10 protein-coding genes are annotated in these 12,693 nt (G+C 67.8%); 3 read left to right on the top strand and 7 right to left on the bottom strand.

Features of this window, described 5'->3' with window-relative positions; genetic code table 11:
- Positions 1-67 precede the first annotated feature (67 nt).
- Together AB4061_RS15850 and AB4061_RS15855 are read left to right on the top strand one after the other, a co-directional pair.
- A complete protein-coding gene (locus AB4061_RS15850; RefSeq protein WP_441635337.1) occupies positions 68-1,099 on the top strand; it encodes a M14 family zinc carboxypeptidase in 1,032 nt (343 codons plus the stop codon).
- Complete coding sequence (locus tag AB4061_RS15855) at positions 1,096-1,863, top strand: alpha/beta fold hydrolase (protein ID WP_441635339.1); 768 nt, start codon at positions 1,096-1,098, stop codon at positions 1,861-1,863. Before AB4061_RS15850 ends, AB4061_RS15855 begins: the two co-directional genes overlap by 4 nt.
- Before the next feature lie 58 nt (positions 1,864-1,921).
- On the opposite strand, the gene treF is transcribed toward AB4061_RS15855, so the two are convergent.
- The 4 genes from treF to AB4061_RS15875 form a co-directional block, all read right to left on the bottom strand.
- On the bottom strand, positions 1,922-3,586 hold the full coding sequence (gene treF / locus AB4061_RS15860) for an alpha,alpha-trehalase TreF (protein ID WP_441635341.1): 1,665 nt from the start codon (positions 3,584-3,586) through the stop codon (positions 1,922-1,924).
- Positions 3,587-3,784: 198 nt separating this feature from the next.
- Complete coding sequence (locus AB4061_RS15865; RefSeq protein ID WP_441635343.1) at positions 3,785-5,962, bottom strand: sensor domain-containing protein; 2,178 nt, start codon at positions 5,960-5,962, stop codon at positions 3,785-3,787.
- A gap of 146 nt (positions 5,963-6,108) precedes the next feature.
- Positions 6,109-6,849: a DsbA family protein gene (locus AB4061_RS15870; protein WP_441635345.1), complete on the bottom strand. Its 741-nt coding sequence runs from the start codon at positions 6,847-6,849 to the stop codon at positions 6,109-6,111.
- A 43-nt stretch (positions 6,850-6,892) separates the two neighbouring features.
- A complete protein-coding gene (locus AB4061_RS15875) occupies positions 6,893-7,798 on the bottom strand; it encodes an MBL fold metallo-hydrolase (protein ID WP_441635347.1) in 906 nt (301 codons plus the stop codon).
- A gap of 148 nt (positions 7,799-7,946) precedes the next feature.
- Here AB4061_RS15875 and AB4061_RS15880 point away from each other — a divergent pair, with 148 nt between their 5' ends.
- Positions 7,947-8,873, top strand: a complete 927-nt coding sequence (locus tag AB4061_RS15880) for a LysR family transcriptional regulator (RefSeq protein WP_441635475.1) — start codon at positions 7,947-7,949, stop codon at positions 8,871-8,873.
- Between the two features lie 66 nt (positions 8,874-8,939).
- On the opposite strand, the gene AB4061_RS15885 is transcribed toward AB4061_RS15880, so the two are convergent.
- From AB4061_RS15885 to AB4061_RS15895, 3 genes are all read right to left on the bottom strand, one after another.
- Positions 8,940-11,078: an alpha/beta hydrolase domain-containing protein gene (locus tag AB4061_RS15885; protein ID WP_441635349.1), complete on the bottom strand. Its 2,139-nt coding sequence runs from the start codon at positions 11,076-11,078 to the stop codon at positions 8,940-8,942.
- 167 nt (positions 11,079-11,245) lie between these two features.
- Complete coding sequence (locus tag AB4061_RS15890; RefSeq protein WP_441635351.1) at positions 11,246-11,767, bottom strand: DUF2938 domain-containing protein; 522 nt, start codon at positions 11,765-11,767, stop codon at positions 11,246-11,248.
- Complete coding sequence (locus tag AB4061_RS15895) at positions 11,760-12,641, bottom strand: class I SAM-dependent methyltransferase (RefSeq protein ID WP_441635353.1); 882 nt, start codon at positions 12,639-12,641, stop codon at positions 11,760-11,762. The genes AB4061_RS15890 and AB4061_RS15895 overlap by 8 nt, the downstream gene beginning before the upstream one ends.
- Between the last annotated feature and the right edge of the window lie 52 nt (positions 12,642-12,693).

Here is a 12,693-nt window from a genome sequence, read left to right on the forward strand (position 1 = left end):
GCCTATATTGACGTTGACGTCCTGACAATCGACCATCGCATCGCCCCCCAAGGAGCCGCCTTCGCCCATGGCGCAGCCACCCAACGCAGGCAGTTTCGCTGAAATGCAGCAACTGGAGGACATCCTGGAAGCCGGCGCCAGCCGACTGGATGCCTGCCGCGTCGGCGAGGTGCAGGCAGGCGGCCAGCGTTTTCCCTTGTACACCGCCAGCATTGGGTCGAACGATCCGCGCGCGCCCGCCATCGGCTTTTTTGCCGGCATCCATGGCCTGGAGCGCATCGGCACGCATCTGCTGCTCGACTACATGCGCATGCTGCTGTGGCGCCTGGAGTGGGACGAACTGCTGGAGCGCCAGTTGCAATCCGTGCGGCTGCTGTTCATGCCGATCGTCAACCCGGGCGGCATGTGGGCGGGCGCGCGCGCCAACCCCAATGGCGTGGACCTGATGCGCAACGCGCCGCAAGACGCGGTTGGCCGGGTGCCGCTGCTGGCCGGCGGCCAGCGCGTGGGGGCCTGGCTGCCGTGGTACCGCGGCAAGCTCGGCGCGCCCATGGAGGTGGAAAGCGCAGCCATGCTGCGTGTGGTGGAGCAGCAGTTGCAGGGCCGGCCCTTGAGCTTCGCGCTGGATTGCCACTCAGGCTACGGCTGGGGCGACAGCATCTGGTTTCCCTACGCGCGGACCGCCGCGCCGATGCCGCACCTGCCCGAGATGTTTGCTCTCAAGACCATGTTCGAGCAGGCACATCCCCACCATGGCTATGCCTTCGAGCCGCAAAGCCGCCAATACCTGCTGCACGGCGACCTGTGGGACTGGGCCTACGACCATACGCCGCCCGGCAATATCTTCCTGCCGATGACGCTGGAGCTGGGTTCCTGGCTGTGGATCAAGAAGAATCCCCGCCAGTTGTTCTCGCGCCAGGGCTTCTTCAACCCGGTCAAGGCGCACCGCACCGCGCGCGTGCTGCGCCGGCACGCCAACCTGCTGGATTTCCTGGCCCGCGTGGCCTACGCGCCCGAGCGCTGGCTGCCACGCGGGCAACGCCGCCAGGAATTGCTCGACCATGCCAACGCGCTGTGGCCCTGGGGGCCGCCCGGATGAGCGACTGGATACTGCTGCGCGGCCTGACGCGCGAAACCCGCCACTGGGGTGTCTTGCCGGGTGTGCTGCAAACCAATGCCGACATCGGGCCCGTCACCATGCTGGACCTGCCTGGCAATGGTGTCGAGGCGGCCGGGCGCGCGCCAGCCGACGTGGCTGCCATGGTGGGGTTCCTGCGTGAGCGTGCCGCCAGGCAGGGGCTGGCGCGGCCATACCGGCTGCTGGCGATGTCGCTGGGCGCCATGGTGGCGGCGGAGTGGGCGCGGCGGCACCCGGAGGAGATCGGCGCGCTGGTGCTGGTCAACACCAGCATGCGGCCCTTTTGCAGCGTGGCCGAGCGGCTGCCGCCGCGCAACTGGCCGGCACTGCTGGGCATGGCGCTGCGCTGGCACAACGCCCCCTACTGCGAGCGCATCATCTACCGGCTGACTTGCAACGCCAGCGCGGCCTTCGCGACGGATGTGGCGCAATGGTGCGCGATTCGCAGCAGCGCGCCGGTAAGCCGGGCCAATGCCCTGCGCCAGCTATGGGCCGCGGCACGCTATCACGCGCCGGGTGCGCCGCCGGCCTGCCCGACGCTGGTGCTGTCGTCGGCGGCGGATCATCTTGTCGACCCGGTGTGCTCTGCGCGCCTGGCCGAAGCCTGGGGGGCGCAGCACCGCCGCCATCCCTGGGCGGGGCACGATTTGCCGCACGACGATCCGGCCTGGCTGGCTGCCACGGTGGCGCGGTGGCTGGCGGCAACCAGCACCAGCCATCGCTGAAGCCACGCCTTCATGCCTTCATGCCTTCATGCCTTCACAGATTCACGAATTCACGGATTCACGGACTTCTCACACCCGCGCGGCAGCGGCACGCCGCATGCGTGGGATGCTCCTGCAGCAGCCTGCGCACCACGCCGTTGGTCCAGCCAAAGCCGTCCTGCAGCGGATACTCGCCGCCCCCGCCGCCTACCGCGCCGTCTTCTCCGGGCTGCAGGGCGTACTTCTCCACCAGCTTGTACTCACGCTGGTAGAGGCTTGCCACGGTCAACAGCCAGCGATGGGCGATCTCGCGCGCAAGCGCCGCATGCCCGTAACGCGCAAACCCGCCGATCGCCAGCCATTGCAGCGGCGCCCAGCCGTTGGGCAGGTCCCACTGCTGGCCGCTGACGTGCTCCGTGGTGGCAATGCCGCCGGGCTGCAGCAGCCTCGCGGCCACGGTTTGCGCCACCCGTGCCGCCTGCGCGGGGGTGGCCGCGCCGACGTAGAGCGGCACCACGGTCGCCGCCGTCAGGTTGGCGCGGGCGTGGTGGCGTTGCCAGTCGAAATCGAAGTAGGCGCCCTCTGCCTCGCGCCACATGAGCCGGTCGATGGCCTCCCGGCGGGCCTGCGCGCGCTGGGCCAGGACCGGTGCGTCGGCATCGCCGGCGGCCCGGGCCAGTTCGGCGAGCTTGTGCTCCAGCTTGAACAACAGGCAATTGAGATCCACCGGCAGGATCGCCGTGGTGCGAACGCTCTCCAGCCCGCCGCCGGGCTCCTGCCAGCGCGAGCTGAAGTCCCAGCCCGATTCGGCCGCGGCGCGCAGGTCGCGGAATACCTCGGCGGCCGGCCGCGCCGCCAATGCGGCCGTGCCCATGTCTTCGATATAGGCTTCCTCGCGCGGGGTGTCGCGCTCGTCCCAGTAGCGGTTCAGCAGGCTGCCGTCGGCCAGCCTGACCACCCGCCGGCACAATTGCCCCGGCGCGAGGCAGTCGGCGCCTCGCATCCAGAAGGCGTACTCCTTGCGCAACTGTGGCAAGAAATCCAGCTCAGGCTGCACGCCGTGGTCCTCGAACAGCTCCACCATCAGCGCGAACACGGGCGGCTGCGAGCGGCTCAGGTAGTAGCTGCGGGTACCGTTGGGGATCACGCCATAGGTGTCGAGCAGGTAGGAGAAGTTGTCCGCCATGCCGCGCAGCAAGCCGCCCTGCCCGCTGGCGGCCAGGCCCAGCATGGTGAAGTACGAATCCCAGTAGTAGAGCTCGGAGAAACGCCCGCCCGGCACCACGTAGGCATGCGGCAGCGGCAATAGCGAGCATTGCGGCGGGTGCTGCGCGGGATGCCGCGTCAGCACCGCCCATAGCCCGTCGATATGGTCGGCCAGCGGCTGGTCGGGGTCGGACTCGTAGCAGCTGCGCGGCACCTCGGGCACCACGAAATATTCGTGCACAAAGGCGGCTAGGTCGAAGCCGGCGGCGCCGGCGCGAGCGCGGTAGGCAGCCAGGATGGTGGCCGGGGCCTGCCGGGGCATGGCGTCGGTGAAGGTCTTGCTGTCGGGAAATATGCGCCCCATCTGCACCGCCACGAACAACTCCTGGTAGCGATCGGCGGGCGTGAGCGGATCGGCATGCGCACAGCCTGCCAAGCGGTGCGGGGCGAGTGTCTGGCCGCCGGTGGGGTCGCCCACCTCGCGCACATGAGGCTGGCCGGCCGGGTGGCCGCCTTCGATGGTGATGCGTGGTGCCACGGCCCCTCCCGTTCTTCACCCGCGCGGCAGCGCGGGAGGCTGCCGACAAGCAATGAGAGTGGCTGGCGGGCGGGCGAGTTCCACCGCCGGGCGAAGGCGCTGCGTGCGGCCGGGACCGCAATGAAGGCACAGATCACGACACCCGCGCACAGGATGCATCGCAAGCGCCAGACGTACCGGATGCGCCGGATGCGCCGCCTAGCGTTCCGGTGTCTGTGTCGTCACCAGCCGCGGCCCGACCACGGCGTGGGCGCGGCGGAAATGCTCGAGCGGCTGCGGGCGACCGAGCAGGAATCCCTGCGCTTCATCGCAGCCCTCGGCCTGCAGCAGGCTGAGCTGCTCGTCGGTCTCCACGCCTTCGGCCAGCACCGGGATCGCCAGGCTCTGGCCAAGTGCCAGAATGGCGCGGATGATGGCCTTGGCCTGCTGGCTGTCGGAAATTTCCGCGATAAAGGTGCGGTCCAGCTTGATCTTGTCGAACGGGAAGGAGCGCAAGGTGTCGAGCGAGGAGTAGCCCGTGCCGAAGTCGTCGATGGCAATGGTCACGCCCAGCGCCTTGATGCGGCGCAATATATCCAACGCCCGCTCCTTGTCGCCGATGATGGTCGACTCGGTAATTTCCAGCTCCAGCCGTCCGGCCGCCAGCCCGGTCTCCTCCAGCACTTGCGCCACCAGCGTGACCAGGTTGCCGTGGGTGATCTGCACCGGCGACAGGTTGACCGAGATCTTGCGCGGGAACGTCCACTGCGCGGCTTCCTGGCAGGCGGTACGCAGCACCCACTCGCCGATCGGCAAGATGGCGCCGCATTCTTCGGCCAGGGGGATGAAGCTGTCGGGCGCGATCAGCCCGCGCTCGGGGTGGCGCCAGCGCAACAGCACCTCGCAGCCGATGGCCTCGCCGCTGGCAATGGCGGTCTGCACCTGGTAGTCCAGCACGAACTGGTTGGCGGCAATGGCGGTCCACAGCTCGCCGGCCAGCGCGCGCCGCTCGCGCTCGGCCTCGTCCATCCGGCTTTCGTAGAAGCAGATCGATTCGGACAAGCTGCCCTTGGCGCGGTACATCGCCAGGTCGGTATTGCTGACCAGCTGGTCGCGATGGGTGCCATCGCCGGGATAGATCGCGATCCCGATGCTCGCGCCCGTGGTCAGGTCGAAGCCATCGAGCCGCACCGGCTCGCTCAGGCATGTCACCAGGCGCGCGCTGAAGTCGCTCAGCTCGGCCTGCCGCTCGAAGCGCTTCACGGCAATGAACTCATCGCCGCCGATGCGGGCGATGAACTCACCTGGCTCCAGCTGGCTGGCGATGCGCTGGGACACCGCCCGCAGCACGGTGTCGCCGGCCGCATGCCCGTGCAGGTCGTTGATTTCCTTGAAGCGATCCAGGTCGATGCCGAGCGTTGCCACGCGGCTGCCCTGCTTTTGCGCGCGCTGCAGTTCTTCGTCCAGGTAGTCGTTGAAATAGCTGCGGTTGGGCAGGCCGGTGAGCCCATCGTGGCGCGCCATATACTGGATCTTGGCTTCGATGCGCCGCTGCTCGGTCACGTCCTCGCAGGTGGTCACCCACGAGCCGTCAGCCATGACGCTGTGCGACAGCGCAATGGCGCGCCCGTCGGGCAGCGCTTCCACGCTGCGCCATTGCTGGTGACGGCGCAGGATCTCGCGGTGCCGCTCGCAAAGCGCCTGCGCGTATTGCTCCGTGCGGTCGTCGCGCTGGCCGGCCTCGGCCTGCATCTCGCCGCCAAGGCGGCTGGCGAGCACGCCTGGCGCCGCGATTTCGCTCTCGCGCACGCCGGCCATGGTGCGGCACAGGACGAGAAAATCCGCGCCTGGCACCAGCGCCGCGCCGGCGCCGCGGAAGATCTCTTCCATGCGGCGATTGGTCAGGATGATCGTGCCATGCGGATCGAACAGGCACAGCCCCTGCGACATGTTCTCCAGCGCCAGGTCCAGCGTGCGTGTCACCTCCGCAATGCGCTCGGCGTCGGCCTTTTGCTGCGTCATGTCGCGCGTGACCTTGGCATAGCCAAGCTGCTTGCCCTTGCGATCGAAGATCGGCGTGATCAGCACGTGGGCCCAGAAGCGGGAACCATCCTTGCGCAAGCGCCAGCAGCCTTCCGCCGCGAAGCGGCCTGCCTCGCGCGCTTGCCGCAACGCCTGCTCGGGCAGCCCCGCGGCGCGATCCTCCGGCGTGTAAAAGCACGAGAAATGCGCGCCCAGGATTTCATCCCGGGTGTATCCCTTGGCCCGCTGCGCGCCGGGGTTCCAACTGCTCACGGTGCCAGCGGGATCCAGCGCGTAGATCGCGTAATCGGTCACGCCAAGTACCAGCGTGCGAAAAAGTTCGGTCTCTCCGGGAGGGCCTTGGATGTGCGGCATGTAGGGTGCGGGTGTAGGGTCGATGCCGTCTCGCGCAGCGCTAGTCCCGACGAAAGGACAAGCCGCGCGCAAGCAACAATCGACGGAACCGGCGCAACCTGTGTGCCGGGACGTCGATTGGTATAACGGCAATGCGGGCGCGAAGTTTACCCTTGCGCCGGCAAAGCGCAACCCTGCGCTTCGCAAGCCGGGCCGCCCGCGCCATCCTGGCTGCCCGCCTCCGCGCGCGCGCCCTGCTGCGCAACCGCCCGCGCCAGGTTCTCCTGCCACGCCCCCACGTCGCCAAGGAACGGGCCCACGTCCAGCACGGCAAATTGATCGGTGCCGTTTTGCAGCGCAAACGTGGGGAAGCCATGCCCGCCCAGGCGGTTCAGCAGCGTACGGCTGGCGGCCATATGCGCCTGCGTCTTGTCACCCCCAATGTCCACACAAAGGCCGGCAAAGCGCTGCGGGTCCAGTCCGGCCTGCCCGGCAAGATCGGCCAGCACTTGCGCATCGGCAATGCGCAGCCCGTCCACATAGTGCGCATGCTGCAAGCGCGCCAGCAGATCGGCGGCGGCCTGCACGCCGCCCAGCGCCTGCGCGGCCAGGATCGCGGTGGTGGGCGGCGCGGAGTCCATCACCGCGCTCTCGTCGCGCAGCAAGCCTTCGAAATAGCGTTCGCCGAACGGCTGGCCGGTGAGCGCGGCGATGCGGCGGTCGTGCGGCATCACGTAGTCGCGCCATTGCGCCGTGATGCGGCGGCGGTTGGCGCCCGTGAGCATGCCGCCGCCGTGCAGCGCGAGCGTCAGGCCAGGCACGGCGCGCGCGGCACGCACCAGCGGCGCGGCGCCGTAGCACCAGCCACACAGCGGGTCGTAGATGTAATGCAGGGTGAGACCGGACATGATCAATGCTTCCTGAGATCTGGTGCTGGGTTACGCACAGCCGTTATTTTGCAGGCCACTGCATTTCGCCCTTGATGACCTTGGCGCTCAGTTCGAGCGAGTCCAGGCCACCCAGTTGCGGATAGTGTTTTTGCATCGCCGCGCTTAGCGCCTTGGCATCCGGCGCGCGTGCCGCTTCTTGCTCGAACGTGCGCAGGTAATCCCGCGTGAAGCGCACTGACGCCAGCGTCTGCGGTGCATCGTCCAGATAGTGCCCGGGCACGACCCGCGCCGGCTTCTTCGCCGCGATGCGATCGAGCATGGCGATCCAGTGCTGGCGCGAGGCCGGTGTCTGCGTATCGGCCACCCAGACGTGGCTCTTGCCAAAGACCACCACGCCGCCGGCCACGGTCTTGAGCGACGGAATCCATACCACCGTGCGCTCCGGCGCCGGGCCGTCCAGGCCCAGCACTTCCAGCTTCCTGCCCTCGAGCTCGATGGCGTTGCCAGCCAGCGGCTCGGGCAGCACCAGCGCCTTGGGCGCATTGTCCTTCAGGATCGGAGCCCAGTAAGCCTGCTTGCCCGCCATGGATGCCTGGATGGCCGCCACCGTTTGCGGCGTGGCGACGATCCTGGCCGCCGGGAACGCAGCCTTGAGCACGTCCAGCCCGAAGTAGAAATCCGGATCGCTGTGGCTGATGTAGATGGTGGTGAGGTTCTTGCCGCTGGCGCGGATGCGCGCAACCAGCGCCTCGGCGTCGTTGCGCTGGAACTGCGCGTCGATCAGCACCGCGTCGTGCGCGCCGGTGACGAGTTCGGACGAGACCGGGAACATGCTCTTGGTGCCGGGGTTGTAGACCTCCAGCTTGAGCGCGGCAGCGGCCATTGCGGGCGTGCTGGCGGCGATGCCCAGGCACAAGGCGGCGGCAAGGCCACGCAGGAATCGGTTAAGGGTCAGGCTGGCGCGCATCGGGAGTCTCACATGGCGAGGGATCAAGGAAACCGCCAGCATAATTTGCACAGACCGGTACAAAAATCCCATAGAATGAACATCTTTGTTGCATCAATCGATCAAATTGGGCGACATGCTGCACAAGCAGCACCCCCCAACCCATGCCATGGACCGCATCACCGCCGCCGAAGTCTTCATAGCCATTGCCGAACGCGGCAGCATGACGGCCGCCGCCGAGGCGCTGGACATGTCGCGCGCCATGGTCACCCGTTATCTCGCGCAAATGGAAACCTGGGCCGAGCAACGCCTGCTGCACCGCTCCACGCGCAGCCTGAGCCTGACGCCCGCCGGGGAGCAAGCGCTGTCGCGCTGCCGCCAGATGCTGGAGATCGCCGCTCAGATGGCGCGGCCCGACCATGAGCGCGCGGGCATGCCGCGCGGCATGCTGCGCATCAGTTGCGCGCAATCGCTGGCGGAGTCCGTGCTGGCCGCGGCCGTGACGGCCTACCTGAAGCGCTATCCGGAAACCGCCGTCGACCTGCATATCGGCAGCCAGGCGGTCAACCTGGTGGAAGCACGCATCGACCTGGCGATCCGCATCACCAACGACCTCGACCCCAACCTGATCGCGCGCCCGCTGGCAAGCTGCGCCTCGGTGATCTGCGCCGCGCCAGCCTACATCGCCGCCCACGGCATGCCACGCAAGGCGCAGGACCTCGCCATGCACAACTGCCTCACCTACTCGTACTTCGGCAAGAGCTTGTGGCGACTGGAACGCGCGGGGGAAACGCTGACGGTGCCGGTGCAGGGCAACCTCAGCGCCAATGAATCGACCGTGCTGCTGGCCGCCGCGGTGGCGGGCGCCGGCATTGCCATGCAGCCGCTCTACTCTGCCGCGCCGCTGCTGCACGGCGGGCAACTGGTGGCCCTGCTGCCCGGCTGGCAACCGCAGGCGCTTGGCATCCACGGCGTCTACGCATCGCGCCGGCAAATGCCGGCAATCCTGCGCACCATGCTGGACTTCCTTGCGGAGCGCTTCGCCGCGGACCCCGGATGGCAAGGCGCAGGGACCGCAGCGAGGCTTCCGGGCTAGGCAGGGCAAAACGCCCCGCCCGCCGCATCACAGCCCCTTCAAAAGTCCCGTCAAAAGCCCCTTCCCTCAGGGCAACACGGGATTCGCCTGCGCGCTCGCCACGCGCCGGTCGGCATCCGCCTGCAGCAGGAAGCGCCTGGCCACCAGCCCGGCGGCCACGCTCTGCACCTTGGCCACATAGCCTGCCTGGTCGGTGTAGAGCGACTCCAGCGAGGGCCGCGTATCGCCCGCCGCAATGCGCGCGGCCTCGGTCTTGTGGAAGGGAATGTAGCTGCCGCTCAGGTTGACCAGATCCACAATGCCCGGCGTGGCCACGTAGTTGAACTCCAGGCTGGTGCCCACTGGCGCGTCCACGTCGACGCTGTGGATGCCGGCCTTGGTCAGCCCGGTCAGCGCATCCACCTGCGGCACCATGATGGCGTAGTCCCGTCCCATGTACGACGGCGGCAGCAAGGTCGGGATGCCGGACTCATCCTGCGGGCGATAGGTCGGGCCGTAGTCGAGCAGCGGGAAGCCGTTGTAACGCGCCAGGTACTGCAGCGCGGGAATCGCGGCATTGCTGCCCGCGCCGGCCCAGGTAATGCCCTTGGTCACGGGGAAGGTCAGTTGGTCGGGCCGCACCAGCGTGCCATCGGCGATGGCCGGCACCTGGCTGGCCGGTGGCGCGACATCGCGAGCCACCCAGTCTTCCAGCGCAACGAACAGCGCCCGGAACGTATCGGCAAAATCGACCATGGAACCCGCTGGGTACACCGTGGACGCCGGCGCGTAGCTGATCAGCGGCGACTTGCCGCCGTGCTGCGTGCTGGCGTAGTAGTAGATGCGCGCATTGTCAGGCTGCTTCAGATCGGCAAAGCCGTAGGGGTCGGTCAGCACCGGCGAGCCCTGCAACTGCCAGAACTCCGTGCCCGACAGGCCGAGAAAGAACTTCGGGCAAGTCTGCGTAGCGGTGCAGCGCTGCATGACGCCGCCACTGCGGCCGGCCAGCGTGTCCTGGTAGTCGGCAGCCAGCCCGCGCGGCGCGGTCTGCCCGAAGGCGCGATGGTCGGTGCGCAGGCCACCGCCGCCGCCCGGCACGGCAAAGCGCGTGTTGATATTGGTCTGGCGCGCGGCCACGTGCGCGTAGATGCCGTCGAACACCTTGCTGCCATCCAGCGCCTGGTTAAAACCAAGATGCAGGAAGGTCTTCATCGCGTTGCCCGATTGCGAGGTGCCCTGCCCGATGGCAAAGCGCACCGCGCCCGCCACCGGGTTCGGCGTGCCCGCCGAATCCGCGGCCTGGTGCCGGAAAAACGTGATGGTGTCGCGCAGCGCCGCCAGGCCCACGCCCATCACCTTCGGGTCTTTCGCCACGTAGGTGATCTCGTAGAGGTAGCCCGGCACGAAGCCGCCCTTGAGGCAGATGTTGGCGGCGTCGGACTTGCCCGGGAAGGGGTTGCCTGCGTTATCGCAGGTGGCGAACTTCCAGTCCGTTGCGGGAATCGCCACGCGCGGGTCGGTCTCGTTCACGCGCCGCGTCAGCGTGTAGCCCGGCAAGGTGTTGTCGAGGCTGGCCGGCGCATAGGGAATCATCGTGCTGTTGAACACGCCGCCCGGCAGGCTCATCGACGGGCTGGCGGCGCTCGGGATCAGTTCCGCCGCATACGGGCCGGTAATGCTGCTGCCGTCCTTGTTCTTTGCCACCGGCACCGTCAGCGTGAGCCGCGCCGCCGAGCTCTTCGGCACATCGCCCTGCCAGGCCGAGTACAGCAGCACGTAACCGCGCTCGAAGTAGAGCGAATCCCCGGGCACCGCGGTGGGGTTCGGCATGGTCAGGATATTGCCGCGATTGGGCGCGTCGTAACGCAGCACGCCACCCGCCTTGCTCATGTCCTTGGGCTTGAGCATGACGAATTCGGTGGTGTACTCCACAAGGCCGCGGCCGTTCACCGGGGCCAGCGCCAGGTCCTGGATGATGGCGTTATGCGCATCGGCGGGATCGAGCTCACCCCTCAGCGTGCCGGTGAGTTTTTCGTAGGCGCCTACGTTGCCGTAGGTGCCAGGCATGTCTTGCCGCGCGGTGATGGTCAGCGTCATGCCCGGGGTGGCCGCCGCGGTGGACGTGGCAGCGGTGCCCGTATTCGCGCTGTCATCGTTGCCGCCGCAGGCGAGCAACGGCAAAGCTAGCGCCAGCGCCGCCATGCGGCGCGCCAAGGTGGTCTCCATACTTGCTCCTCTCTTGTCGTACGCCCTGCTAAAGGGGGCGTTGGCGCAAAGTGTAGGGAGCGCGGCAATATAAGGTAAATGGATAGTTTCGATGGATTATGCGGATAAACCGCTGAATCGCTGCTTTAGGGCGCGTAGGCATGGCGGGAAGAACGCGCGTGGCGCCGCTACCAAAAGCTCCGCCATGGCAACGTGTCCAGCCAGCTTGTCACCCGGCCCGCGCCGTAGAGACCCAGGCCGAATATCCCGTGCGTGACGAGGCTATGGAAGCGCGCGGCGGCGGGACGCGGCGTGCGGCTGGCGGCGACGCCGGCGCCCATGGCTGGCTGCATCAAAAAGAAGGGAGCCGCCACGCTGCCAATGCCAACGATCAGCGCAGGGCCGAGCGTCGGCTGATGGACCCAGCCGAGGCCCCAGAACGCGAGCAGCACGGCCGCAAATGCGATGCCGATCAGATAATGGGCAACCCAGCCAATCAGGCGCTCGCCCCGTACCGGCGGCGAAGCGGCAATGGGATCGTGGCAAAAGCGCCCTCGCGTCAGATGGGCGAGCCAGCGGCCTACCAGGGCATAGTTCAGGGGAGGAATGCCGAGCAGCCACTGTCGAGCCGCGGCCCAGATGTCCATCACCACGGTCGCACCCGCCCCGATCAGGAATGCGCACATCAGGTAACCCACTGCGTCAGACATGGGTGGCCCCCTTCAGCGCGCCTGGCGCAGACGGCGCTCGGGCGCTGACCATCCAGCAGGCTGCGGTGAAGCGAACTTCAGCGCCATGCACATAGGGATCGAAGGCGGCGCGGACCGTTTCGATGACCTGCGTGCGCGTGCGCTCGTCCACCTCTTGAAGCATCAGGCCGACGGGACCGAGGCAGGAGAGGTAGCCGAGCAGATCCTTCTCGCGCATGGTGCAGTCCACCTCGATCGGCCGGATGTCGATTTCAGCCCAGCCGCTGCCTTCCAGCAAGGCAGCGATCCGATGCCGGTCCGCGAAAGCAAACTGCCCCGGCGCATCTGGCCGGCGGGCGGGCATGTGCGGCAGCAGCGCTGCCGCGGCGCGCTCGGCCGTCGTCATGAACGGATTTTCCGCGGCACTGCGCCACGCGATAAAGCGCAGATCCGCGCCGTCCCGCGCGGCGCGGCGCAGGTTCTCGAAGGCCAGGGCCGGGTTGTCAAAAAACATGACGCCGAAACGCGAAATGATCACATCGAAGCTTGCGGGCTCGAAGGCGTGGCTCTGCACGTCGGCGCGGATGAAGCATGCGGAGGTGTCTTCGCGTTCGGCGCGCGCCCGCGCAGCGGCGATCATCGGATCCGAGATGTCGGCGCCGACGCAGTGGCCCTTCGCACCGAGCCGCCGCGCTACGGCGAGCGTGGTGCTGCCCGTACCGCAGCCCACATCCAGCACCCGGTGCGCGGCGCCGCCGCAGGCCGCTTTGACGAGCAGGTCTTCGAAGGGCTTGAACATCTGGTCAAGCGGCGCCTGAGCCTCGACCCAGGCGCGCCCGGAGCGGCCCCTCCAGAGCGCCGCCTGCTCGCTTTCGGCCCGTTGCGTGACGTCCATGATCGTTTTCCTTTGCTGCTCCAGGGAGCGGAAGCTACACTGTGCCAGTTCA

The sequence above is a fragment of the Cupriavidus sp. YAF13 genome, assembly GCF_052113425.1.
Lineage (GTDB): Bacteria > Pseudomonadota > Gammaproteobacteria > Burkholderiales > Burkholderiaceae > Cupriavidus.